This window comes from Ruegeria sp. C12 (genome assembly GCF_056537745.1).
This window is the reverse complement of sequence record NZ_JBQFSA010000001.1, coordinates 835,811-859,883: the sequence shown is the minus strand read 5'-3', so window position 1 is coordinate 859,883 and position 24,073 is coordinate 835,811. Positions and strand designations below refer to the sequence as shown.

The 24,073-nt window shown below is 60.5% G+C and carries 26 protein-coding genes; 12 read left to right on the top strand and 14 right to left on the bottom strand.

Annotation, left to right across the window (positions count from 1 at the left end; translation table 11 throughout):
• Window positions 1–67: 67 nt before the first annotated feature.
• A complete protein-coding gene (xseA, locus tag ACR0C9_RS04000; RefSeq protein WP_170621600.1) occupies window positions 68–1,552 on the top strand; it encodes an exodeoxyribonuclease VII large subunit in 1,485 nt (494 codons plus the stop codon).
• Between the two features lie 3 nt (window positions 1,553–1,555).
• On the top strand, window positions 1,556–2,197 hold the full coding sequence (locus tag ACR0C9_RS03995; RefSeq protein WP_480780428.1) for a glutathione S-transferase family protein: 642 nt from the start codon (window positions 1,556–1,558) through the stop codon (window positions 2,195–2,197).
• 2 nt (window positions 2,198–2,199) lie between these two features.
• Here ACR0C9_RS03995 and ACR0C9_RS03990 read toward each other — a convergent pair whose 3' ends face one another.
• Window positions 2,200–2,595, bottom strand: coding sequence for a hypothetical protein (locus ACR0C9_RS03990; protein ID WP_480780427.1), 396 nt, complete (start codon window positions 2,593–2,595; stop codon window positions 2,200–2,202).
• Window positions 2,596–2,726: 131 nt separating this feature from the next.
• Here ACR0C9_RS03990 and ACR0C9_RS03985 point away from each other — a divergent pair, with 131 nt between their 5' ends.
• The 5 genes from ACR0C9_RS03985 (at window position 2,727) to ACR0C9_RS03965 (ending at window position 6,978) form a co-directional block, all read left to right on the top strand.
• Window positions 2,727–3,362: a lysoplasmalogenase family protein gene (locus tag ACR0C9_RS03985; RefSeq protein WP_480780426.1), complete on the top strand. Its 636-nt coding sequence runs from the start codon at window positions 2,727–2,729 to the stop codon at window positions 3,360–3,362.
• A 59-nt stretch (window positions 3,363–3,421) separates the two neighbouring features.
• On the top strand, window positions 3,422–4,561 hold the full coding sequence (gene ftsY / locus ACR0C9_RS03980) for a signal recognition particle-docking protein FtsY (protein WP_480780425.1): 1,140 nt from the start codon (window positions 3,422–3,424) through the stop codon (window positions 4,559–4,561).
• 87 nt (window positions 4,562–4,648) lie between these two features.
• The gene (locus ACR0C9_RS03975; RefSeq protein WP_480581675.1) at window positions 4,649–5,551 is read left to right on the top strand and encodes an EamA family transporter; all 903 of its coding nucleotides are present in this window, start codon (window positions 4,649–4,651) and stop codon (window positions 5,549–5,551) included.
• A 16-nt stretch (window positions 5,552–5,567) separates the two neighbouring features.
• Window positions 5,568–6,173 (top strand): inner membrane-spanning protein YciB, encoded by a 606-nt coding sequence (locus tag ACR0C9_RS03970; RefSeq protein WP_170734515.1) that lies wholly within the window; start codon window positions 5,568–5,570, stop codon window positions 6,171–6,173.
• Window positions 6,174–6,309: 136 nt separating this feature from the next.
• Window positions 6,310–6,978, top strand: coding sequence for a Crp/Fnr family transcriptional regulator (locus ACR0C9_RS03965; protein ID WP_170451495.1), 669 nt, complete (start codon window positions 6,310–6,312; stop codon window positions 6,976–6,978).
• Window positions 6,979–7,169: 191 nt separating this feature from the next.
• Here the strand turns inward: ACR0C9_RS03965 and ACR0C9_RS03960 are convergent, their stop codons facing one another.
• The 7 genes from ACR0C9_RS03960 to rpiA all read right to left on the bottom strand — a co-directional run bounded on the left by ACR0C9_RS03960 (window position 7,170) and on the right by rpiA (window position 14,507).
• Entirely contained in the window at window positions 7,170–8,171 is a 1,002-nt protein-coding gene (locus ACR0C9_RS03960) for a DMT family transporter (RefSeq protein WP_480780424.1), read from the bottom strand.
• A 146-nt stretch (window positions 8,172–8,317) separates the two neighbouring features.
• A complete protein-coding gene (locus ACR0C9_RS03955) occupies window positions 8,318–9,814 on the bottom strand; it encodes a Do family serine endopeptidase (RefSeq protein ID WP_480581682.1) in 1,497 nt (498 codons plus the stop codon).
• A gap of 132 nt (window positions 9,815–9,946) precedes the next feature.
• Window positions 9,947–10,141, bottom strand: coding sequence for a DUF2065 domain-containing protein (locus tag ACR0C9_RS03950; RefSeq protein ID WP_170330952.1), 195 nt, complete (start codon window positions 10,139–10,141; stop codon window positions 9,947–9,949).
• Window positions 10,141–11,019, bottom strand: a complete 879-nt coding sequence (gene hflC / locus ACR0C9_RS03945; protein WP_170451499.1) for a protease modulator HflC — start codon at window positions 11,017–11,019, stop codon at window positions 10,141–10,143. Before hflC ends, ACR0C9_RS03950 begins: the two co-directional genes overlap by 1 nt.
• Window positions 11,019–12,161 carry an FtsH protease activity modulator HflK gene (gene hflK, locus ACR0C9_RS03940; protein ID WP_170630295.1) on the bottom strand — a complete coding sequence of 381 codons (1,143 nt, stop codon included), beginning with the start codon at window positions 12,159–12,161 and terminating at the stop codon, window positions 11,019–11,021. The genes hflC and hflK overlap by 1 nt, the downstream gene beginning before the upstream one ends.
• A gap of 72 nt (window positions 12,162–12,233) precedes the next feature.
• A complete protein-coding gene (gor, locus tag ACR0C9_RS03935; RefSeq protein ID WP_480780423.1) occupies window positions 12,234–13,592 on the bottom strand; it encodes a glutathione-disulfide reductase in 1,359 nt (452 codons plus the stop codon).
• A gap of 126 nt (window positions 13,593–13,718) precedes the next feature.
• A complete protein-coding gene (gene rpiA, locus ACR0C9_RS03930) occupies window positions 13,719–14,507 on the bottom strand; it encodes a ribose-5-phosphate isomerase RpiA (RefSeq protein ID WP_170517820.1) in 789 nt (262 codons plus the stop codon).
• A gap of 169 nt (window positions 14,508–14,676) precedes the next feature.
• On the opposite strand from rpiA, the gene ACR0C9_RS03925 reads away from it, so the two are divergent.
• From ACR0C9_RS03925 to ACR0C9_RS03910, 4 genes are read left to right on the top strand one after another with little or no spacing between them, the layout of a single operon-like run.
• Complete coding sequence (locus ACR0C9_RS03925; protein ID WP_170451507.1) at window positions 14,677–15,378, top strand: glutathione S-transferase family protein; 702 nt, start codon at window positions 14,677–14,679, stop codon at window positions 15,376–15,378.
• A 1-nt stretch (window position 15,379) separates the two neighbouring features.
• Window positions 15,380–16,753: an L-serine ammonia-lyase gene (locus tag ACR0C9_RS03920; RefSeq protein ID WP_170517814.1), complete on the top strand. Its 1,374-nt coding sequence runs from the start codon at window positions 15,380–15,382 to the stop codon at window positions 16,751–16,753.
• A 21-nt stretch (window positions 16,754–16,774) separates the two neighbouring features.
• Window positions 16,775–17,191 carry a GFA family protein gene (locus ACR0C9_RS03915; protein WP_170517811.1) on the top strand — a complete coding sequence of 139 codons (417 nt, stop codon included), beginning with the start codon at window positions 16,775–16,777 and terminating at the stop codon, window positions 17,189–17,191.
• A 45-nt stretch (window positions 17,192–17,236) separates the two neighbouring features.
• Window positions 17,237–18,151 carry a DMT family transporter gene (locus ACR0C9_RS03910; RefSeq protein ID WP_480625853.1) on the top strand — a complete coding sequence of 305 codons (915 nt, stop codon included), beginning with the start codon at window positions 17,237–17,239 and terminating at the stop codon, window positions 18,149–18,151.
• On the opposite strand, the gene ACR0C9_RS03905 is transcribed toward ACR0C9_RS03910, so the two are convergent.
• Window positions 18,096–18,773, bottom strand: coding sequence for a thiamine diphosphokinase (locus ACR0C9_RS03905; protein WP_480780422.1), 678 nt, complete (start codon window positions 18,771–18,773; stop codon window positions 18,096–18,098). The two genes, ACR0C9_RS03910 and ACR0C9_RS03905, sit on opposite strands and share 56 nt — an antisense overlap.
• A 153-nt stretch (window positions 18,774–18,926) precedes the next feature.
• Between ACR0C9_RS03905 and ACR0C9_RS03900 the strand changes: the two genes are divergently transcribed.
• A complete protein-coding gene (locus tag ACR0C9_RS03900; protein ID WP_480780421.1) occupies window positions 18,927–20,477 on the top strand; it encodes a hypothetical protein in 1,551 nt (516 codons plus the stop codon).
• 89 nt (window positions 20,478–20,566) lie between these two features.
• Here ACR0C9_RS03900 and ACR0C9_RS03895 read toward each other — a convergent pair whose 3' ends face one another.
• From ACR0C9_RS03895 to nthA, 5 genes are all read right to left on the bottom strand, one after another.
• Window positions 20,567–20,803, bottom strand: coding sequence for a DUF2842 domain-containing protein (locus ACR0C9_RS03895; protein ID WP_170451519.1), 237 nt, complete (start codon window positions 20,801–20,803; stop codon window positions 20,567–20,569).
• Window positions 20,803–22,098 carry an adenylosuccinate synthase gene (locus ACR0C9_RS03890; protein WP_170451521.1) on the bottom strand — a complete coding sequence of 432 codons (1,296 nt, stop codon included), beginning with the start codon at window positions 22,096–22,098 and terminating at the stop codon, window positions 20,803–20,805. The genes ACR0C9_RS03895 and ACR0C9_RS03890 overlap by 1 nt, the downstream gene beginning before the upstream one ends.
• Before the next feature lie 215 nt (window positions 22,099–22,313).
• Window positions 22,314–22,652, bottom strand: a complete 339-nt coding sequence (locus tag ACR0C9_RS03885) for a nitrile hydratase accessory protein (protein WP_480780420.1) — start codon at window positions 22,650–22,652, stop codon at window positions 22,314–22,316.
• Window positions 22,649–23,326: a nitrile hydratase subunit beta gene (nthB, locus tag ACR0C9_RS03880; protein ID WP_480780419.1), complete on the bottom strand. Its 678-nt coding sequence runs from the start codon at window positions 23,324–23,326 to the stop codon at window positions 22,649–22,651. Before nthB ends, ACR0C9_RS03885 begins: the two co-directional genes overlap by 4 nt.
• Complete coding sequence (gene nthA, locus ACR0C9_RS03875; RefSeq protein WP_170451527.1) at window positions 23,323–23,937, bottom strand: nitrile hydratase subunit alpha; 615 nt, start codon at window positions 23,935–23,937, stop codon at window positions 23,323–23,325. Before nthA ends, nthB begins: the two co-directional genes overlap by 4 nt.
• Window positions 23,938–24,073 lie beyond the last annotated feature (136 nt).

The following is a 24,073-nucleotide window of genomic DNA, read 5'->3' as shown; positions in this document are numbered from 1 at the left end:
TCCGATCTGCTTGGCCTCGCCTGCGCGGCGTTCTAAGCTGGCCGGGCATTTGACACAAGGCGCTGAAATGTCCGACCTGCTAGACGACCCCATTCCTGGCCAAAACACCCCTGAATATTCGGTTTCCGAGATATCCGGCGAGGTGAAGCGCACGCTCGAAGGATCGTTTGGGCGAATCCGTGTTCGGGGTGAGGTCGGACGGGTGTTCAAGGCGCGCTCGGGTCACCTGTACTATGACATCAAAGACGACCGGAACGTGCTGGCCTGTACGACATGGAAAGGCCAGATCTCGGGCTTGTCGGTGGTTCCGGAAGAAGGGTTGGAGGTCGTTGTCACCGGTCGCCTGACCGCCTTTGGTGCACAGTCCAAATACAACATGAATGTCGATGAGGTCGCGGTCGCAGGCCAAGGCGCGCTGATGGCGCTGCTGGAAAAGCGCAAGAAGCAGCTGGAAGCCGAAGGGCTGTTTGCCCCTGAACGCAAAAAGCCGCTGCCCTATCTGCCGCAAATCATCGGCGTTGTGACCTCCCCCTCCGGTGCGGTAATCCGGGACATTCTGCATCGCCTGCGGGATCGGTTTCCCCGCAAGGTTCTGATCTGGCCGGTCGCTGTGCAAGGCGCCAACTGCGCCCCCGAGGTCACGCGCGCCATCGAAGGTTTCAACGCGCTCACACCCGGAGGCGCGCTGCCCCGTCCCGATCTGATCATTGTCGCACGCGGTGGTGGCTCGATCGAAGACCTGTGGGGGTTCAACGAAGAAAGCGTGGCCCGCGCGGCGGCGGCCTCGGACATACCGCTGATCTCAGCCGTGGGCCACGAGACGGACACAACGCTGATCGATTTCGTCTCGGACCGTCGCGCGCCCACGCCAACTGCAGCCGCCGAACTGGCCGTGCCCGTACGGATGGAACTTCTGGCCTGGACCAACGAGCAAGGCGCACGTCTGTCCCGCGCCGCCAGCGATGCGGTCCAGCGCCGCGCCCAGCGTTTGCGCGATGTTGCCCGCGCCTTGCCGCGCCCGGACAGTTTGTTGAACTCCCCCCGGCAACGCCTTGATCTGATTGCGGAACGCCTGACACCTGCTTTGAACCGAGGTGTTCAGAACCGCCGCCTGCAACTGGTCGAAATGTCCGCCCATCTGCGCCCCTCGACCTTGCGCAACGTCGTTTCCTCACGTCAGGAAAGCCTGCGCAACCTGTCCTCTCGCCTGTCCCTGCGCCCCATTCAGCGCGAGATCGACCAACAGCGGCAGGCCACCGCCCGACTGGCCGAACGTCTGAACGCAGCCCAAAATACCCGGCTGGATCGCCTGCGTCAGCAACTGGACGCCACGGATCGGTTGCGCGAAACGCTCAGCTACAAGGCCACTCTGGCGCGCGGCTATGCGGTTGTCCGGGCCGAAGGCGATGTGGTCACCACCAAATCGCAGGCCGCCAAGCACCCGGCTCTTGAGATCGAATTCGCCGATGGTCGCCTGACGACCGGAGGGGCCGGTAAAACCCCTGCCAAAAAGGCCAAAGCGGATACCCCGGATCAGGGCTCGCTGTTCTAAGCCATGCTGACGATCTGGGGCCGCAAAACGTCATCCAATGTGCAGGCTCTGATGTGGTGCGTCGAAGAACTGGGCCTGGATTATGAACGACACGATGTCGGTCATCGTTTCGGCGGTCTGGACACGCCGGACTTCGCGAACCTGAACCAAAACCGCACCATCCCCGTGATACAGGACGGCCCCAACCCACCCCTTTGGGAGACCGGAGCAATCCTGCGCTATCTCGCCGACCGCTACGAGCCCGACACCTTTTGGCCCAAAGACCTGGTCCAGCGAGCCGAGGTCGACAAATGGGCTGAATGGGCCAAGATCAACATTGCGATGGCCTTCACCGTTCCGGTGTTCTGGCAAGTTGTACGAACGGCCAAGTCAGAGCAGGATGAAAAGTCCATCAACTCCGCCGTAAAAACCCTGGAAAGAAAACTTGAAATTGCGGACACGCAACTTGCAGAGAGGGCCTTCATTGCCAGAGCTGACCTGACTTTGGCCGACATCCAGTTGGGTCACATCCTGTACCGATATTATGATATTGGAATATCTCGAACACCGTTACCAAATCTACAACGTTACTTTGACAGGCTGAGCCAACGACCTGCGTATCAGGAACACGTCATGATCAGCTATGACGACCTTCGCGTAAGCTAGGATCAGACCCCGACCTCGGGACCAAGGCACACCATCTCCTGACCCAGATCCTCGATCTCATACAGCTCGGTTGCCTGAGTATCGCCGTCTGGCCGCGCAATCAGGCCACCGCCGGACCGTTTGAACACCCAGCATTGCGGATCCAGCCTGTCTTCATAGACAAAACAGATCTGTTCCTCGCGCTGATACCAGATGCCTTTCTTGCACTGCCCGTCCAGAAACGACCAGATGACACGGCGATCGGGCAGATACTGTTCAACCCCGTAAACCTTCCCTTGGAAACCATAAAACAGGGTTTTTCCGCGCGTATACTCATCGAACTCCGCCCCGGAAAGCGCTGTTTGCGCGCCAACGGCTTGGGCCGAGAGAGCCAGTAGAATCGCAAGATGCCTCAACATGCGACCATAGTGTCAGATACCGCCAGCCAAGGCTAATCGCATTGCCCGGTTCCGCCTGCCTCAACGTCACCTGTTGCCCAGGCTGCAGATCAGGAAGGACAGTGGGCCTGAAACAACCGAGAGGATAAGACATGACCGTCCTGTTTTGGATCGCAGCGGCATGTGCGCTGGCCTATCTTCCCCTGGCACCGCGCCCGGCAGGTGCTGCGCGAACGGTGCTCAAAACCGCCTCGGTCGCAGTGCTGGCCCTGATCGCAGCACTTGAAGGCGGCGCGATGCTGCTGATCGTCGCGCTGGCGTTCTGCGCGGTCGGGGACGCCTTGCTCTCACGCGAGTCCGAGGCAACCTTCATGGCGGGCATCGGCGCGTTTGCGGCAGGCCATATCGCCTATATTGCCCTGTTCCTGTCTCATCCTGCCAGCGCAGCCCACCTCATCCTTGATCGACCGGGGATATTCTGGTCGCTGATCCTTCTGGGTGTCGTCGTCATTACAATCCTCCCGCCCCGCGCCGGCGATCTGAAGGTCCCCGTTCTGATCTATATCCCCATCATTCTCGGAATGGGAATATCGGTCCTGTCCCTGCCGCCCACCGGCATGCTGGTCAGGGCCCTTCCAGCCGCGCTGGCCTTCATTGCATCGGATCTGGTTCTGGCGACCGAAAAGTTCCTTCTGCCGCCAAACCACCCGGCCCTGAAACTCACACCCTATGCGATCTGGCCGCTCTATTGGGTGGCGCAGGCCGGGCTGCTGATTGCCTTTACCTGACCCTTTGCAACTCGGGTAAATCCGCATTAGGTGGGGGGGAACACCTGCGGAGATCAAAAATGGCGTTTTTTTCAAAGCTGAAGGACAAGCTGTTCAAATCCTCTTCACGCCTGGAACAGGGGCTGGACGCCATTGTCGAAGACGGCGGTGAGGAAACCGCCGCTGATCCGGTGATCCCACAGCCCGAGCCCGAACCTCAGCCGGTGCCGGAGATTCCGACGCCCGTACCGACCACCGAGCCTGTCGAGATGCCCGAGCCTGCCCCCGCAGACCCAACCCCGGCGCCGACGCCGCCCGAAGTCCCTGAAAACAAGGGGCTTCTGGGTCGTCTGTTCAGTCGCTCTGAAAGCAAAACCGAAATCCGCCGCACGCTGGATGACGATATGCTGGAACAGCTCGAAGAACTGCTGATCGCCTCTGACATGGGCGTCGACACCGCCTTGCGCGTCACTGCCAATATGGCCGAGGGGCGCTTTGGCCGCAAACTCTCGGCCCGCGAAATCAAGCAGTTGCTGGCGCAGGAAGTCGCCCGCGTGATGGAACCCGTTGCCCGCCCGCTGCCCATCTACCCCAAACGCCCACAGGTGGTTCTGGTCGTCGGCGTCAACGGTTCGGGCAAAACCACGACCATCGGCAAGCTTGCCAGCCAGTTCAAATCCGCAGGCAAAAAAGTCGTCATCGCCGCCGGAGACACGTTCCGCGCCGCCGCCGTCGAACAACTGCAAGTCTGGGGCGAGCGCGCAGGCGTCCCGGTTCTGACCGCCCCCGAAGGGTCCGACCCCGCCAGCCTCGCCTTCGACGCGCTGACCAAAGCACAAGAAGACGGTGCAGACCTGCTGATGATCGACACGGCGGGCCGCCTGCAAAACCGCGCTGACCTGATGGAGGAACTGGCCAAAATCGTGCGCGTCATCCGCAAGGTCGACGATACTGCCCCGCACAATACCCTGCTCGTGCTCGACGCCACCACCGGTCAAAACGCGCTCAGCCAGGTGGAAACCTTCCGAAATCTGGCCGACGTCTCGGGTCTGGTGATGACCAAACTCGACGGCACCGCCAAGGGCGGCGTGCTGGTCGCGCTGGCAGACAAATTCGGCCTGCCCATCCACGCCATCGGCGTCGGAGAACAAATCGACGATCTAGCGCCCTTCGACCCCGAAGAATTCGCCGCCGCCCTCACCGGCCTCGACCAAAGCTGATCCGATTCTTCATCTGGCTAAAAATATCTTCGGGGGTCTGGGGGCAGACAGCCCCCAGCCTCTCCACCCAGCACAAAGACCTGATACTTGAGCGACTGGCTAATCTCACTCGAAGGCACCGAAGCGGGCCACCAGCTTGCCCTTGGGCTGGCGCTGATGGCTGCCTTCCTGCACGCCGCGTTCGGCGCACTTCAAAAAGGCCGCCACGACCCGTGGCTGTCGCGTGGCGCTATCGACGCCTGCTATTGCCTGATGGCCGCCCCCTTCGCCTTCTTCGTCGTGCCATGGCCTGAACCCTATATGTGGCCCATCTTTGGGGTCGTCTGGCTGATCCACATCGCCTACAAAACGCTTCAGGCCATGGCCTATACCAAAGGCTCCTATACGGTCGTCTACCCTGTCGTCCGGGGCACCGGCCCGCTGTTCACCGTGATCGGAGCCTATCTGCTGTTCGGGGAAACCTTCACAGGCACCCAATGGCTGGGCGTGGCAGTCCTTCTGGCCGGGATCTTCGGCCTCGCGATCTACAACCTGCGCTTTCTTGAGACCAACCGGGAAACGCTTGGCATTGCGCTGGCGTTGGCCGTGGCTACCGGGTTGTTTGTGGCGCTTTATACTACCTATGACGCCTATGGCATCCGCGCCACTGCGGACCCGTTCACTTTCCTCGCGTGGTTCTTCATGATCGACGGGGCCGCGATGCCGATCTACGCCTTCCTCAGATGGCGCGCCATGGTCAATCGCCCGGCTATCGGGCCCCTGATGTTGCGCGGGCTTGCGGGCGGCATCATCGCGCCCTTGTCTTTTGGGTCCATTATGCTGGCCACGCGGCTGGACAAGGTGGGCGAGGCCGCCGTCTTGCGCGAAACCTCCGCCGTATTCGCCGCCCTGATCGGATGGCTGGTTCTGAAAGAAACCGTCGGCCCCAGACGCATTGCCCTGATGGCATTGATTGCATTGGGCGCCGTAATAGTTGAAATGGGCGGGTAAGCAGCAGGAAGACATGATGACAGGCAAAAAAGACATCAACCCGTTTCTGAAACAGGTGCTGGAGCTTGGGCCCCCGCTGGCCTTCTTCTTCATCTACCTGCGCCTGCGCGATGACAGCTTCCTGATCGGCGGCACCGAGTATTCGGGGTTCATAATCGCCACCATCATCTTCGTGCCGCTGATGCTGGCCGCGATGGGCATCCTTTGGTTCCTGACCGGCAAACTCAGCCGTTTGCAGATTTTCACCGCCTTCATGGTCATCTTCTTCGGCGGCCTCACCGCCTGGTTCAATGATGAGCGGTTTTTCAAAATGAAAACCACGCTGGTCTATGGCGTTTTCTCGACGATTCTGGGCATCGGACTGCTGCAGGGGAAATCCTATCTGGCCTATGTGCTGGACGAGATGCTGCCGATGAAGCACGAAGGCTGGATGATCCTGACGCGTCGTCTCTGCGCCTGTTTTGCCGTGCTGGCTGTCGCCAATGAAATCGTGTGGCGAACCTTGTCCACCGACCTGTGGGTCAAGATCGAAACCTTCGGCTTTCCGATTGCCCTGATGGCGTTCCTGATGCTGCAGTTCAGCCTGTTGCAAAACTACATGGACGACCCCGACCGCCAATAAACGGTTTGCGCCGTGGAACATGCCGTCGGGTTCAACCGTAAAGAGAGCAAATCCATACAAAAAACCTTGGCTTAGCGGGCAAGCTGTGAAAGGTTAAGGCACCACTCACCATTCACAGCCGGAGTTCACCGCCCGCATGACGGCCTTTCCCAATAGTGGCTTTTTGTCCGAAGCCTCAGACGAGCTACGAGATATGCTCTCGGCGCTTGCTTCCGAAATATCCCTGGACCAGGACGAAACCTTGTTTGAACAAGGGGATGAAGGCGATGCGCTTTATGCGATCATTGAAGGGACGCTTGAGGTGTCGTTTCTCGCCATGAGCGGCCGCAAACTGTCGCTGACCCTGATGCGCCCGGGTGAAGTCTTTGGTGAGATCGCCCTGTTCGACAGCGGCCCGCGCACCGCAACGGTTGCCGCGGCCGAGCCCACACGTGTCCTGCGCGTTAGGCGGCGCGATGTCATGAACCAACTCCGCCAACACCCCGATCTGGCCGTTGATATGGTGCGTCTGGCCGGTCTGCGCATGCGCTGGATGGGATCGCAATTGAACGAGCAGGTCTTTCTGCCGATGCCGATCCGACTGGCCCGCAAGCTGCTGCACCTGTCCAACCTGCAGGACAACCCCAACGAACGCATCACCTTGTCGCAAAGCGAACTGGCCGAGTTTGTCGGTGCAACGCGCGAAGCCGTGTCCAAGACCATCTCGACCTGGAAACGCGACAACGTGGTCGAGGCCTCCCGTGGCGGTCTGCAAATTCAGGATTTCGAAGCCCTGCGCGAGCTGGCCGAATCGGATTTGATCTGACGACAGATGCGCCCGTGTGAACTGGTTCACAGAACAGAACCCAGGTTCAAGCTAGCGTGATCTTGTTACCGTAGGAGGTCAGAGAATCATCCCCGATATCTGTCCACTGACCTCTCCCTGTACCTGAGCCATATGCTGTCCCGGCATATGGCTCATTTACCTTCAAGGGGGTGGCACGGCGGGTTTACGTGTCAGTACCGGCGGTTCACGCGCTTGCCGCGCAGCACCTTTCGGTTCTTTTGCTTTTCCCGAAGGAACACAAACAGGCCGGATCCCAGAATCAAAACGATCCCCCATACGACCGGCAGATCGGGCCATTCACCCCAGATCGCCCAGCCCCAAAAGATCGCCAAAGGCAGCCCCACATATTCGAACGGCGCTACAGTGGCCGCGTCGGCCATGCGATACGCCTGCCCCAAACAATAGCCGATGATGGCAGAATTCAGACCGAGGCCCGCAAAAAGCCAGACGTCTCGCCCCTCGGGCCAGACCCAGGCCCGCAGAAGAAACACAAGGCTTTCGTTCTCCAGCCCCTCTGCAAAACGCCCATCCCCGGCCACGGCCCAGAACAGGATGCTGATGGCGATGAACGCGGACTGGACATAGACCGCCATTGCAGACGCCTTGGATTTCGCGCCCAGAAACCGCGTCATCACGTTGTTCAGCGCATAGGTGAACGCCGCCGCCACGGGCAGTGCGTAAACCCACAGGCTGACTGAGCGCTCGGCCCCGCTTTCCCACGGGCGCGTCATGATGATCACACCGGCAAACCCCACCAAAACCGCGCCGATGCGCAACGGCCCGACCTTTTCGCCCAGCAGCGGAATGCTCAGCAACGTGATCATCAATGGCGCCACGAAGAAAACAGCCGTGGCCTCGGCCAATGGCATGACGGCCAGGGCGCTGAAAAAGGTGAGGTTGGCGATCACGATGAATATGGTCCGTAGCAGGTGCAGACCGGGTTGATCCGTCTTGAGAATGCGCCAGCCGCCTTCCAACTGAACCAGAGCCAGACTGAAGCCGACCCCGATAAAGGACCGGGCGAAAACCATCTGATGCAGAGGGTAACCGCCCGACAGGAACTTGATCATCATATCGTTGAACGAAATCGCCAGCATGCCGAACAGGATGAAGGCGATGCCGACCGTAGGGTTTTGTAATTTCTGATGTTCTGCCACGGGATACCCTTTCATCCGGCCAGTAACATGGGCCTTGGGTCAGGTCACTTCCGTTTGCGACATAATGGATGGTCGCAATTCCCCGCCGTTCCAAAAGAAAAAGAGGCCCCGGATCGGAGCCCCTTTTCATGTCCTTACGACGCGTTCCTGCGCCCGGTCCGTTATTCCTCCAGACTCAGCGCCACAAAGCGTGGGTCACCGCCGCGACGGACCAGCAGCAGCAAGGATTTGCGCCCCGCAGTCCGGGCTTCTTCCATGCGCGCCTCAAGGTCCTCGACCGTCACAACCTTCTGCTGACCGGCTTCGGTGATCAGATCACCAGCGCGCAGGCCCTTGGCATAGGCCTCGGATGCTTCGTCCACATCCGACACCACCAGCCCTTCGGCATCCGCGTCCAGCCCCAGATCCTCGCGCAGCGTGTCGCTGAGCGGCGAGATTGTGAGGCCCAGAATGTCGGTGTTTTCGTCGGCCGGCGCGTCCGGGGTATCCTCTTCCCCGTTCTCGGCACGCTCGGCATCTTCACGGCGGCCCAGAGTGACCAGAATGGTCTGCGTGGCACCATCGCGGCTGACCACAACGCGGACGGATTTGCCCACGGTGGTTTCGCCGACCTGACGCACCAGACCACGAGTATCTTCGACCTCGACCCCGTCAAAGCTGAGGATCACGTCACCCGCTTTCAGACCCGCATCCTTGGCCGGACCATCCGGCACATCGCTGATCAGCGCGCCACCGGGTTTTTCCAGACCCATCGCCTCGGCCATGTCCTCGGTCACGTCCTGAATGCGCACACCCAGCCAGCCACGACGGGTTTCACCGAACTCGCGCAGCTGGTCGACCACTTTCACAACCACGTTCGAGGCCATCGAGAAGCCGATCCCGATCGAGCCGCCATTGGGCGACAGGATCGCGGTGTTCACGCCGATCACCTCGCCATTCATGTTGAACAAAGGACCGCCCGAGTTGCCCCGGTTGATCGCCGCGTCGGTCTGGATGTAGTCGTCATATGACCCGCTCAGCGCCCGGTTCCGGGCCGAGACGATCCCGGCAGAAACCGAGAATCCCTGCCCCAGCGGGTTGCCCATCGCGATCACCCAATCGCCGACGCGCGCAATGTCGCTGTCACCGAACTGCACATATTGCAGCGGCCCCGTGGCCTCGACCTTGAGCAGCGCGATATCGGTTTTCTCATCCGTTCCGATCACCTTGGCGGGCAGTTCTTTCTTGGGCTGACCGTCGCCCGGGAAGAACTCGACCAGAATCTCGTCCGCTTCGGCAATGACGTGATTGTTGGTCACGATGTAACCGTCCTCGGAGATCACAAACCCCGACCCCAGCGCATTGCTGCGACGGGGGCGATTGTCATCGTCGTCGTCCCCGTTTCGGTCCTGAAACTCGCGAAAGAAATCCTCGAACGGGGATCCTTCGGGCACGATACCCTGCGGTCCGGTCTGGCCTTCGATCAGCGTGGATGTGGTGATGTTCACTACCGCCGGGCTGATCTGCTCCGCCAGCGGCGCAAGGCTTTCCCCGCGCGCATAGGCCGCCACGGTTTGCGCCGCGATCAGGATCATCCCCGCAAATGCCAGCCACATCAGCCGCATGAAACCAACACCATCGTCCCGCCGGACGGAAATACTGCGTGCTTGTGCCTGCACTTGGGAACTCCTTGTCGTCAAATCCTTGTTGTCCGCCCGCAGGCAGACCTTTCTTGGCAACCAATGTAGTCGGTTTGTTCCCACTCGCAACTCAGGATCGCGGGGAAATCACCACCAAGTGAAACAGATGGGTTAAAACCCGACCTGATACGCGCCCCAAAGCAGGACCAGACCGCTGACAACACACAAAAGCCCTGCAAGTCGTCGCGCCTGTTCCGGCAATGATCGCAACGCCTCGAGCATACGTTCAATAAGCGAAGGGGCCAGCGCATAGGCCAGCCCCTCGACAATCAGAACCAGCCCGAAGGCCAGAAGGATCATACCCATTACTGGGTCGCCTGCCCGGTGGGCGATTTAAGGTAGTTGAAGAACTCGGAATCCGGGCTCAGCACCATCGAGCTGTTGCTACCGCCCAGCGCGCGTTCATAGGCCGACAGCGAGCGATAGAATTCGAAGAACTCCGGGTCTTTGCCAAAGGCTTCGGCGAAGATCGCGTTGCGTTCGGCGTCGGCTTCACCGCGAATGATCTCTGCCTCACGGTTGGCGTCGGACACCAGTTCCACCACGGTCCGGTCGGCCTGCGCGCGAACCCGCTGCGCGGCTTCGTTACCGCGTGCACGTTCGTCGGTTGCTTCACGCTCGCGTTCTGCCTTCATCCGGTCGAAGGTGGCTTCGAGGTTGGCCTGCGGCAGGTCGGTCGCTTTCAGGCGCACGTCGATCACGTTGACGCCCAGCGCCCGCGCTTCGGCAATCGCGCTGTTGCGGATGCGCAGCATCAGGGCCGCTCGGTCGGAACTCAGGATATCCCGCGAGGATACCGAACCCAGAACTTCCCGCGTTTCGGCGCGCAGGATGCGGTCCAGGCGATCTTCGGCGACCGGTACACCGCCAACACCAACGGCCTGACGGAACTGTTCAAGATCGGAGATCCGGTAACGCGCGAATGCGTCAACCACCAGACGACGATCATCCAGCGGGGTGACTTCCAATGGCTGCACGTCAATCGACAGAATCCGATCGTCGTACCGAACGACTTCCTGAATCAGCGGGATTTTGAACGCCAGACCGGGCTCTTCCTTCACGGCGACAACGCGACCGAATTGCAGAACCAGCGCACGTTCACGCTCGTCCACGATGAAGATCGAGGACAACCCGGCAACGGCCAGAATTGCAACGATGATCAGGATAATGGGTGACTTACGCATCAGTTGCTCTCCGCGGCTGGGGTGCGACGCAGTTCGTTCAGCGGCAGATATGGCACAACGCCCTGCCCCTGACCGGTCGAGTTCTCGTCGAGGATGATCTTGTCGACATCACCCAGAACCTGCTCCATCCGTTCCAGATACAGGCGTTTGCGGGTCACATCAGGCGCTTTGGTGTATTCTTCGAGAACCGCGCTGAAACGGCTTGCCTCACCTTGCGCGCTGTTGATCTGCTGGGCGCGATAGGCTTCGGCTTCTTCCAGAACCTGCGCGGCTTCACCACGGGCTTCCGCCAGAACACGGTTGGCATAGGCGTCGGCGACGTTCTGCAGCCGGTCACGTTCCTGCGCAGCGGCCTGTACGTCGCGGAAAGCGGCGATCACGTCCTGCGGCGGGTCGGCCTTGTCAAAGTTCACACGGATGATGTTCACACCCGAATCATAGCTGTCCATGGTCGATTGGATCAGTTCCTGAAGACGCTCGGCAATGACGCCACGATCCCGGTTCAGAATCGGAGCCAGCTCGCTTTGCGCAATGATCTCACGCATCGCCGACTCCGACACGGCGCGAATTGTCTGGCGCGGGTCGCGCAGGTTGAACAGGAACTTGGCCGGGTCGTTGATGTTCCAGACGACCTGATAATCTATGTCGACCACGTTTTCGTCGCCGGTCAGCATCAGACCGTCGTCGCTGCCGCGTGTACCGCCCATATCTTCGGTTTGTTCACGGGTCACCGGGATAACCTCGGCGGTCACCACGGGCCAAGGCGCAAAGTTCAGACCGGGATTACCGACGGCTGAGAACTCGCCCAGAAACAGCTCAACAGACTGTTCTTCCGGCTTAACCGTGTAGAAACTTGCAGCCGCCCAAAGGCCAATCGCCACCAAGCCACCGATTATTACAGTGCCTTTGGTAAAGATCGGGCCACCGCCGCCGCCTGAACCATTGCCACCACGGCCACCGCCGCCGCGACCGCCCATCAGGACGCGCAGCTGCTCCTGGCCTTTTTTCATCAGCTCATCGATCTCGGGGATCTGCGGGCCGTCGCCTTCGGGGGGCTTGCGCCCGTCCCCGTTATTTCCCCGATTTCCTCCGCCGCCCGAGGAGCCTCCGCCCCCCCAGGGGCCACCGCTGTTGCCCGCCATATGTATCAATTCCTTCGTTTAGGCCCGTGTGATCACGGGGTCTCTTGTAACTTGTGTGCGCGCGCTTGCAAATCAAGCAGTGCGCACAGGTTGCCGCATTGTCACCAGTTCTTCGGCCATCACGGGATGAACCGCGACTGTACGGTCGAAATCTTCCTTGGTTGCGCCCATCTTTACGGCAATGCCTGCCAGCTGGATCATCTCACCCGCGCCCGGCGCAACGATATGACATCCCAGCACCTTTCGCGTCGCCTGACTGACGAGCAGCTTCATCAGAACCCGCTGCGTTCCTCCGGCAAACGCCTTTTGCATCGGTTTGAACGAGGTCGCATAGACCTCAATCGGCTCCTGCGCTGCCGCATCTTCTTCGCTGAGGCCCACGGTGCCGAATTCCGGCTGGGTGAAGATCGCGGTCGGGATCAACTCGTGATCCACAGGCGTTGGGTTGCCTTTGAACACGGTTTCGACAAAGGCCATGCCTTCGCGGATCGCAACCGGGGTCAGGTTCACACGGTCGGTGACGTCGCCAATGGCGTAGATCGAAGGTACACCAGTCTGGCTGTATTCATCCACGATGATCTCGCCCTTGCGGCCACGCTCGACCCCGACCTCTTCAAGACCCAGATTGTCGGCATTGGGCGCACGGCCCGTGGCATACATGACCACGTCAAACTGATCCTCGGTGCCATCCGTGGCCTTGACGCGGATCTTGTCGCCTTCTTGGGTCATCTCAAGCACGTTGGTGCCCAGACGCACATCAATGCCGTTCTGGCGCATCTCTTCACAGATCAGGCCGCGCGCCTCTTCATCGAAGCCGCGCAGAATCTGCGCCCCGCGATAGAACTGAGTGGTCTTTACACCCATCCCGTTCATGATCCCCGCAAACTCGCTGGCGATATAGCCGCCCCCGACGATCAGGATACTTTCGGGCAGCTTCTCCAGGTGGAAAATCTCGTTCGAGGTGATGGCCAGATCCGAGCCCGGAAAGTCCGGTACAACCGGGCGTCCGCCAGTGGCAATCAGGATGTGCTTGGCCGTCTTGCGCGTCCCGTCGGCCAGTTCGACCGTATGAGGATCAACAACTTTGGCGCGCTGATCAAAGCTTTCAACGCCGTTGTTCTTCAGGATATTGCGGTAGATGCCTTCCAAACGATCCAGTTCGGTCACCAGCTTGTCGTGGAACGTGTTCCAGTTCAGCGCGCCGGGCTGAATGTCCCAGCCATAGGCTTGCGCATCGCCGACCATGCCCGAAAACTCGCTGGCAAACACCATCAGTTTCTTCGGCACACAGCCCCGGATCACACAGGTGCCGCCATAGCGATCCTCTTCCGCCAGTGCCACTTTGGCCCCGTTTTCGCCAGCGGCGACGCGCGCCGCGCGAACCCCGCCCGAGCCGCCTCCGATGACGAACAGATCATAGTCAAAGCTCATGCTGGGTTCCTTCGTTCAGCTTTCAAAAAGTCTCTGGGTATCTGGGCGCAAAAACCAGACTGCCAACCCCTTGATGCACATATTTCGGTTTTTTCACGGATGCTTGCATCAAAGGTCGCGCCGGGATCAATCCGCAAGGTCCGAAAACAGGTTTTCGCGCGCGCCGCCGATCAATTGGTCCATCTCGATCGTGCCTGCATTGATATCGCGCAATTCGACCCGGCCATCGCCATGGCCGACCACAACCTTGTCGCAGATGTCGATGAACAGGCCATTCTCGACCACACCGGGCACCTGGTTCAGCACCAGTGCCATCTGGCGCGCGTTGCCGATCCGTTGCAGATGTAGGTCCAGAATGTGGTTGCCTTCATCGGTGACAAAGGGTGCCTCGCCATTCATGCGCAGGGCCGAGGTTGTGCCCAGCACATCCATCGTATCCAGCGCCTCTTCGATCAGGGTGCGCGTGGTTTGCCAGCCGAACGGGATCACCTCGACCGGCAGAGGGAACGCACCCAGCGTTTCGACCTCTTTGCCTGCATCGGCGATGACCACCATCTGATCGCTGGCCGTAGCGACGATCTTCTCCTGCAGATGCGCGCCACCGCCGCCCTTGATCAGGTTCAGATCACCGTCGAACTCATCCGCGCCGTCAATTGTAAGGTCCAGCCACCCGGCCTGGTCCAGCGAGACGACCTCGATCCCCACTTCACGCGCCAATTGCGCAGTACGGGTCGAGGTCGGGACGCCCTTGAACCGCAACCCTTCTTGCTGCGTGCGCTCACCCAAACGTCGCACCAGCCAGGCCGCGGTCGAGCCGGTTCCCAATCCGACACGCATCCCGTCTTCGACCATCTCTGCCGCGCGTCGGGCCGCGACGTATTTTGCGGTATCGATTGGCGACAATTCTCCGGTCATTGGCAGCATTCCCTGATTGGTCTGCCAGACTTATACGGAATGCACATCGCGACTTCGAGACCCAATTCACCCGGCATCCCTGCGAAAGATGTCGCAAGACTACGCGTTTCCGATAGGAAACGTCGCAATCATGTCTTTTTGGATTCGCGGTGCGGTATAAATAGACCTCATGACGACGTCCTACCGCCTGCACTATGCCCCCGACAACGCCTCGCTGGTGATCCGGCTGGTGTTGGAAGAGATGGGCCAACCCTATGACACCGTTCTGGTCGACCGACGGCAGAACGAACAGGATAGCGCGGCCTATCGCGCGCTGAACCCAAACGGGCTGATCCCGGTTCTGGAAACGCCCAACGGACCAATATTTGAAACAGCGGCCATTCTGTTGTGGTTGGCTGACACACATGGGCAACTTGCCCCTGCACCGGACAGCCCGGATCGGGCATCGTTCCTGAAATGGCTGTTTTTTGCATCAAACACGCTGCATGCCGATCTGCGCATTCTGTTTTATGCCGAGAAATACATCGATGCCGCGCAGGCCGAGCCTTTGCGCCAAGGTATCCGCCCAAGGCTGCGCACCCATCTGAAACATCTGGATACCGAGGCCGCAAAGGCCCCTGACTGGCTGAGCGCTGACAAACCCTCGGTCCTGACCTACTACCTCGCCTGCATGATGCGCTGGATGGCGCTGTACCCGGCAAGCGCGGATCGCAGTTGGTATCAGTTGGCCGACACCCCGTATCTGCAGGCTATCCTGATGCAGCTTGAATCCCGCCCCGCGACCCGTGCGGCCGTTGCAGCCGAAGGTCTTGGGGTCACCCCGTTCACCTCTCCGATCCACGCCAACCCTCCAGAAGGCTCAGCTATCTGACATGTTCCTTTCCGTTTTTGATATGTTCAAAGTCGGCATCGGCCCGTCCTCATCACACACGATGGGCCCGATGGTCGCTGCGGCGCGTTTCCTTGACATGATGCGCGCCTCACCGTTTGAGTTCGCCGGGCTGCGCGGGTCGCTGCATGGGTCACTGGCGTTTACAGGCGTGGGACATGCCACCGACCGGGCGACAATTCTTGGCCTGGCCGGGTTCGTGCCCGACACCTATGACAACGACAAGGCCGAGGCCGCTTTGGCCGCGATTGCCGAGACGCATACGGTCACGCCCGAGGGGCTGCCGACCCTGAAGTTCGACCCCAAGGCCGATCTGGTCTTTGACTATGACCACAACCTGCCCGGCCACGCCAATGGCATGATCCTGATGGCCACCGATGCGCAGGGCGATGTGATCCTGCGGCAGGTGTTCTATTCCATCGGCGGCGGCTTTGTTCTGACCGAAGAGGAACTGGCCGAAGGCAAAGCGACAGATGAAGGCGCACCCGTTCCCTTCCCCTTCAAGTCAGCGGTCGAGATGCTGGAGATGGCCGCCTCCAGCGGTAAGTCCATCGCCCAGATGAAGCGCGAAAACGAAATCGCGCGCGGATGCGCGGAGAGTTTCGCCAAAGGAAGCGCGCGACTGTGGCAAGTGATGAACGATTGCATCGAACGCGGTCTGCACACCGATGGCATTCTGCCCGGCGGTCTGAGCGTGCGTCGCCGCGCCAAGGGCATCTATGACGCGCTGATGGCTGAACGCGGCATGAACCTGACTGCGCCGCACACGATCAACGACTGGATGAGCGTTTACGCCATGGCAGTGAACGAGGAAAACGCAGCCGGAGGCCAGGTTGTAACCGCCCCCACCAACGGTGCGGCGGGCGTTCTGCCAGCGGTGCTGCGCTATTACCTGGACCACGTGCCCGGCGCATCGGAAAGCCATATCGAGGATTTCCTGCTGACCGCCGCCGCTATTGGGGGTTTGGTGAAATTCAACGCCTCGATTTCGGGGGCTGAAGCGGGATGTCAGGCCGAGGTCGGCAGCGCCTCGGCCATGGCCGCCGCCGGTTTGTGCGCCGTGATGGGCGGCACGCCCGAGCAGGTGGAAAACGCCGCCGAGATCGCCTTGGAACATCATTTGGGCATGACCTGCGATCCGGTCGCGGGTCTGGTGCAGGTGCCCTGTATCGAGCGCAACGGCCTGGGCGCGATCAAGGCCGTCTCGGCTGCGTCGCTTGCATTGCGCGGGGACGGCAAGCATTTCGTACCCTTGGATTCCGTCATAGAAACCATGCGCCAGACCGGGCATGATATGCATGAGAAGTACAAAGAGACATCGCTTGGCGGTTTGGCTGTGAACATCCCCAACTGCTGAGGTCAGACAGGAGGCGGCATCATGCGTGGACATTGCCTGTGCGGCAGGATCGCGTTTGAGGTTGATCCTCCGATCCTGTCCTGCGTCTCGTGTCATTGCGACAGCTGCCGCCGCCAATGCGCCGCGCCCATGACCACCTATTTCGCGGTCCGCGACACCCAATGGCGCTGGACCAAAGAGGAACCGAAGAGTTTCAATTCCTCTCCCGGTGTCGAGCGCACATTCTGCCCGCATTGCGGAACGCCGATCTCTTTCCGCTCGGCTAAGATGTCGGATGTGCTGCACTTGTATGTTGCCACGCTGGAAACCCCCGAAGCGCTGCAACCGACCCTGCATGTGTCGCATGAAGAGAAACTGGACTGGCTGCATCTGGATGATGGTCTGCCGACCTGCACCGGCCCGGATTACACCAAAGTCCAACCCCTTCCGGACGCCTGAGAACAGAGCTTTCCCCCGCGCCGCGAAACCGCTAGCGTCGCGACCATGACCCAGGATCGTCCCGTATTCGGCATCGTTCTGATGCTCGGCTTTTGCGTGCTTGCGCCGCTTGGCGACTCGATGGCCAAGCTATTGGGGGAAACAACGCCTCTGGGCCTGCTGGTGCTGGTGCGCTTTGCCATACAGGCGGCGATTCTGATCCCGCTGATTGCAGTCACGGGACGGCCATGGCGCATGCGGGGGCGCGTTCTGCGGCTGACCCTGATCCGCACGGTTCTGCACATCATCGGCATAACCGCCATGTTCAGTGCGTTGCAGTTTCTGCCGCTGGCGGATGCAATTGCCATCGCCTTTGTCATGCCCTTCATCATGCTGCTGCTTGGGAGATACGTCTTGCAGGAAGAGGTCGGCCCGCGCCGCCTGATCGCCTGTATCGTCGGTTTCATCGGGACCTTGCTGGTGATCCAGCCCAGCTTTGCCGAGGTCGGATTGCCCGCCCTGCTGCCCCTGATCGTGGCCGTGGTTTTTGCCTTGTTCATGCTGGTGACGCGTCAGATCGCCAAGGAAACCGATCCGGTCTCCCTGCAGGCCGTGTCCGGGGTGTTTGCCACGGTCCTGCTGCTGCCGGTGGTCCTTTGGGGCACCAATGCGGGGATTTGGGAATTGTCCTTGATCATCCCCGCTGGCAACACCCACTGGCTGTTGCTGGCCATCGGCGTGCTGGGAACGGTCGCGCATCTGCTGATGACCTGGTCGCTGCGCTATGCGCCGTCGGCCACGCTGGCACCGATGCAATATCTGGAAATCCCGGTTGCGACCCTGATCGGCTGGCTGATCTTTCACGACTTGCCCGACGGGATCGCGGCGTTTGGCATTCTGATCACAATCGGTGCCGGGCTCTACGTCATTCTGCGTGAGAGGGCCACCGCCCGATCTGGTCCGACAGAAACGCCTGCATAACCTGATCCAGCGCCGCGCGCGGCACCATCAGCAACATGCCCGGCCCGTCCATATGCAGTTCGACATCCGACACCGCGCGGTTCGAGGTTCCGACCCGACCATCCGGTTCGAACACCAACCCTTCGATCGGCCATTCCAAACCCTGGCTGCGACCCGTGACACGCCGCATCGGAAACAAGGACACGATATCGCCGGGTGTCAGGTGCAGGGTGATCCGGGGCGGTGCGTGGAACACCACCTCATGTTCACCCAGCAGGATGCAGGGACGATCCAAGCGCGCGACCAGAGTGTTCAGAACCGCCAATTGATGATCCAACCGCCCGCCCAGAAACCCGGCGCCCAGCACCAGCGGGGCCCCTATGTGCCTCAGCGCCTTGTCGAAATCCGTACTGTTCTGCTCTGAGATTTGAAACAACCGATCCGCTGGCAGCTGCGCCTTCACAGGCTCACTCATCGAATCGAAATCGCCGATCACGGCCTCGGGAATTATGTCCGAATCGACCAAAATGGCCGCTCCGCCATCCGCCGCGACAACCGATCTGACGCGATTCAGCACCAAATCCAGGTCATCAAACCCGACAAATCCCCCTCCAAACAGGCCAATTGGACCGTTTGAACGCACAATCGGCTCATTTTTTCTAAGATTGATCATTTTTCCCGGATTTGGACACATTCAGACCACAAAATGATAGGTTCATGCAGAAAGTTCTGAGCCGATGTGTGTGCCCGATTCCGGGTAGGTTGGCTCTCGTAGTTTGTAGAGGACGTGCGTCTGATGGTACAGAATAACAAGGTATTGACCGTTTCTTATGGGACTTTCTCCTGCACTTTGGAAGGGTTTGACGACTCGTTCGAAACGATGAAGTCCATTGCCGAGTATTTTCGCGACCTCGCAGCAGATGACCGGTATTTCGGTTCGGAACCCCCCCAGCCCGACGCCGAGATGCTGACCCGTATTGCGCAGCGCGACGCCTCGCAGCACGTGGAAGCCCGGCAAAGCGAAAGCGGCCTGTTGCTGCGCGCCACCGAAGCCTCCCCCGCACCGTTGGCCGCGCCTGCCCCTGCCCCCGTACCATCTGAGGTGAACGTGGCCCGAACTCCGGCCCCGATGCCGGTGCACCAGCCCGCGCCGCAGACGTCGTTTGAACAAGCTGATGCCGTACCTGCCCCTGCTGCCGACAGCATCGCCGCAAAACTCCAGCGCATCCGCGCCGTGGTCTCGCATTCGGACGCCACCCCTGTCGCCTATTCCGAAGATGATGACTCGGCCCTGCTCAGCGCCGCCCCGGCTCCGGTTGACGCCGTAACCGCCGCGTTCGAGGCCGGTGCGCTGAGCGCCGAAGACCTCGAGCCGCAGAAGCCAACGTTCGAACCGCAGCCCGTGGCCATGAAAGAACCGGCGCCTGCTCCGGCCGCGTTCTTCGAAGATGAGGCGGAAGACGATCAGCCCGCCGATGTCTTGTTCTCGGATTTCGAAGATATCGCTGAAGACGATGCGGGTGATGATGGCATTCTGAACATCCTGAGCGATCACGAAGCGAAGGCGGAAGCCGAAGAAGAACCTCAGGAAGACGTTGCGCCCGGTGTTCTGACGCTGGACGACGAGGTCAACCTGCTGAACAAAATCTCGAGCGTCGAGGCAGATATGTCCGACCGCGTGGACCAGAAACAGCCGGATGAGAGCGCATCGGATCAGGACGTTCTACGCCTGATGGCCAAAGCTGATGAACAGATGGGCGACCCGGCCACCAGCGACGCGCGTGAGACATATTCGCACCTGCGCACTGCTGTAGCGGCCACCGAAGCCGAAGGTGAAATCGACAAGGCATCACCTGACCAGCAATACCGTGGCGATCTTGCCTCGGTTGTCAGCCCGCGCCGCCCGGAAATTCAGGTCACCAGCATGCGTCCGGAATCCGATGACGCCGCGCCGCTGAAACTGGTTGCAGAACAGCGTGTAGACGACGAAGCCGTCGAAGCCGGCCCGGTCATGCCCCGCCGCGTAACCACGCAGCAGGACGACAGCGCAGCGGATGAAGGCGGCTTTGCGCAATTCGCGCAGGATCAGGGCGCGCAGTCCCTGCCCGATCTTCTGGAAGCGGCGGCGGCCTATCTGTCCTTCATCGAAGGTCAGGAACAGTTCTCGCGCCCGCAGCTGATGAACAAGGTCCGCTCGTTGAAGCAGAACGAATTCAACCGCGAAGAAAGCCTGCGCTCCTTTGGTCAATTGCTGCGCGACGGCAAGATCCAGAAAGCAGGCGGTGGCCGGTTCGCAGCCTCGAACCTGATCGGTTTCCGCCCGGATGATGAACGCGCGGCGGGCTGATCACTCAATCAGAAAGACGAAAGGCCGAGAGATACCTCTCGGCCCTTTTCTTTTGCCAGCAGTTTAGGCGGCGATGTCTCAGTATCGAGTCAAGACTCGTCCGGATCCTCTTTGCCAACTCCCCGGAAGACGAACTTGAAGGGCAAGGCCCAGACAATGCCAAGGGCAATGTAAACCAACAGCTCAACCAGGATCGACGGGCGATCCAGCCAGTTCACAACGGTCACCACCGCAACAATGTAAAGCGGCAGGCCGACCAGCAAAATCACCAGCGACCAGCGGCGGCGGGCCTTGTAACTCAGGCCCGGCTTTTTGTCCTTGCCCATCAATCTGCGAACGGGTCGGTCACCAGAATGGTGTCGTCCCGCTCCGGGCTGGTGGACAAAAGCGCCACGGGGCATTCGATCAGTTCTTCGACCCGGCGCACATATTTGATCGCGTTGGCGGGCAGGTCGGCCCAGCTGCGCGCGCCTTCGGTGGATTCGCTCCAACCCGGCATCTCTTCGTAGATCGGGGTGCAGCGCGCCTGTTGGTCGGCAGCCGTCGGCAGATAGTCCAGACGCTCTCCGTCCAAATCATAACCCGTGCAGATTTTCAGCGTCTCGAACCCGTCCAGAACATCCAGCTTGGTCAGCGATATGCCGTTCACACCGCTGGTCGCGCAGGTCTGGCGCACAAGGCAGGCATCGAACCAGCCACACCGGCGTTTGCGGCCTGTTACCGTGCCAAATTCGTGGCCACGGGTCCCCAGGCGCATCCCGTCATCATCGTCCAACTCGGTCGGGAAAGGCCCCTCTCCCACACGAGTGGTATAGGCTTTGACGATGCCCAGCACAAAATCAACAGACCCCGGGCCGATACCCACACCCGTCGCCGCCTGACCGGCAATCACGTTGGAAGAGGTCACAAACGGGTAGGTTCCGAAATCAATATCCAGCAACGCGCCCTGCGCGCCTTCGAACAGGATCCGCTTGCCCGCCTTGCGCTTTTCGTTCAGCACCTTCCAGACCGGGGCGGCGAACGGCAGGATTTGCTGAGCGATCTCCTTCAACTGCGCTACCAGCGCGTCGCGATCGACCGGATCAATGCCCAGGCCCTTGCGCAACGGATCATGGTGCTGCAACGCGCGGTCTACACGCGCCTCAAGCGTCGCGTCATCGGCCAGATCGGCAACACGGACAGAGCGTCGCCCGACCTTGTCCTCATAGGCCGGACCAATTCCGCGACCGGTGGTGCCAATCTTCGTGCCCTTGCTGGCCGCCTCTTCCCGCGCACGATCCAGCTCGCCATGGATCGGCAGGATAAGCGGCGTATTCTCAGCAATCATCAGAGTCTCGGGCGTGATCTCGACGCCCTGCTTACGGATTGACGCGATCTCAGTGACCAGATGCCACGGGTCCAGAACGACGCCGTTCCCGATCACGCTCAGCTTTCCGCCACGCACCACGCCCGAGGGCAACGCGTTCAGCTTGTAAACCTCGCCATCAATAACCAGAGTATGCCCGGCGTTATGTCCGCCCTGAAAACGCGCGATGACGTCCGCCCGCTCGCTGAGCCAGTCGACGATCTTGCCTTTTCCTTCGTCACCCCACTGGGCGCCGACAACAACCACGTTGGCCATATCCGGTCCTTTTCGTGCTGAGTAATCAAACTCGGCTCGTATAACGGGGCACAGAGGACAGGGAAACCGCTATTTCGCCGCAGATGGAAATCGCGCTGGCGCGCGATGCCTCCGGCGGGGATATTTATAGCCAGATGAAGATCGGATCCCCTGCTTCATCTGGCCAAAAATATCTCGGGGGAGTCGCCCGGAACGGGCGGCGGGGGCAGCGCCCCCTACCCGCCTGGTCGCAAGTGGACCGGCTGGCCATGGGGTGTGATCAGATACGCCTGCTCCCACGCGCGGTGAAGCATCTGCACGTCTTCCGACACCGCCGCGCCCTGTTCGACCAACAACCCTTCAAGCGTTTCCAGCCAGGCGTGGAAATAGTCGTCTCCGCCGTCCAGTTCACGGTCCAGACCGTTGCGCTTCAACGTGTCCGAAAACCGGGCCGCCCAATCGGGCCAGCCGAAACGTCCGGCTTCATTCAGGGCAACCGTTACGGCAAAGACCTGCGCGTGCCAGGGCTCGGCAAACACCGGTTCCGGCGCGGAATGTGTGGTGCAGTCACTCATGCGGGCTCCAGATAGCTTTGCCAGAGGTCCACCACGACCTCATCATCCGGGTGTTCAGGGGAGGCCCAAAGCTCGGATGCCGGGAAGACAACGGCATATAGCGGTTCCGGCGCCTCTCCCAAACGATGCGCGTTGGAATCCGGCAGGACATGGGTGCCATGCAATCGCAGGATACGACCTCGCGCGCCGGCAGCATAGACAGGCAAGCGCGTGTGACCACCATCGACAAGGCGATTGGCGGTTGGTCGCGCTGTCACCACCTGCTGACCGATCGTAAAATGCGCGGCAACGTTTGAAGGCCGATCTGCTGGTCCGCCTTTTGCAAGTGCAGCGGCGACAGCCTCGGCCTTCAGCGTCTTGTCCGTCAAGGGATGCGGCGCATCATCTCCGGCCCCTCGCAGATCATCCAGGGTCAGTACGCCTTGTTCAACCAACAGATCGGCAAGGCCCGAGATCCATTTCTCATAGTAGGAAAACCGGGTGTAATCCTTGGGCGACAACCGCTCTCGCGCGTGGCGAGATATGTCGATGTTCCACTGCCCCAGAAAACCGGCAGCCAGCGTCACGGCCAAAGCCCGCCCGTGCCAGTCTTCGGCAAAGACCGGCGCGCCCTCAGCCTCGGGCCGGATTTCGCCATCGCCAAAGCGTCCGCCCATGTCATGGACACGTGTCATGAGGGCACCTTGGGCAAGCCTGTCCCGATCATGCTGTCGCGTGTCACCAAAGCGGTCAGCTCATCCTCGCCCATACCTTCTGTGCCTTCGGGACGCATCGGCAACACAAGGTACCGAATCTCGGCGGTCGAATCCCAGACACGCACTGCGGTGCTTTCGGGTAAGGTAACGCCGAACTCGGCCAGTACTTTGCGTGGCTCCCGCACGGCACGGGCGCGATAGGCATCGGATTTGTACCATCCGGGCGGGATACCCAGCAGCGGCCACGGGTAGCAACTGCACAGGGTGCAGACGACCATGTTGTGCTGCCGGGGCGTGTTTTCGACGGCGACCATGTGTTCACCCTGACGGCCGTAGTACCCCAGCTCGGCAACGACCGGCGTGGCATCTTCCAACAGTGCCGCTTTGAAATCAGGGTCGCTCCAAGCCTTTGCCACGACGCGCGCGCCGTTTTGCGGGCCGATCTTGTTCTGGTAGGTGTCGATGATCTCATCTAATGCTGCCGGATCGATCAGCCCCTTGCGGATCAGAATCGTCTCCAGCGCCTTGACGCGCAGCGCGGGTTCGGGTGGCAAAAGGGCGTGCGGGTGGTCGGGATCGTCATGAGGCATAGCCCGAAGCCTGCGTCAGGATTTATCGCTCTGTCCAGTCCCTTTGCTGTGATATGATACATCACGCGGGGTGATGTGAACTCGTGTCTTGCCCCCAAGTTGAAACTTGCATAAGTACCACGCGATACACGTCACG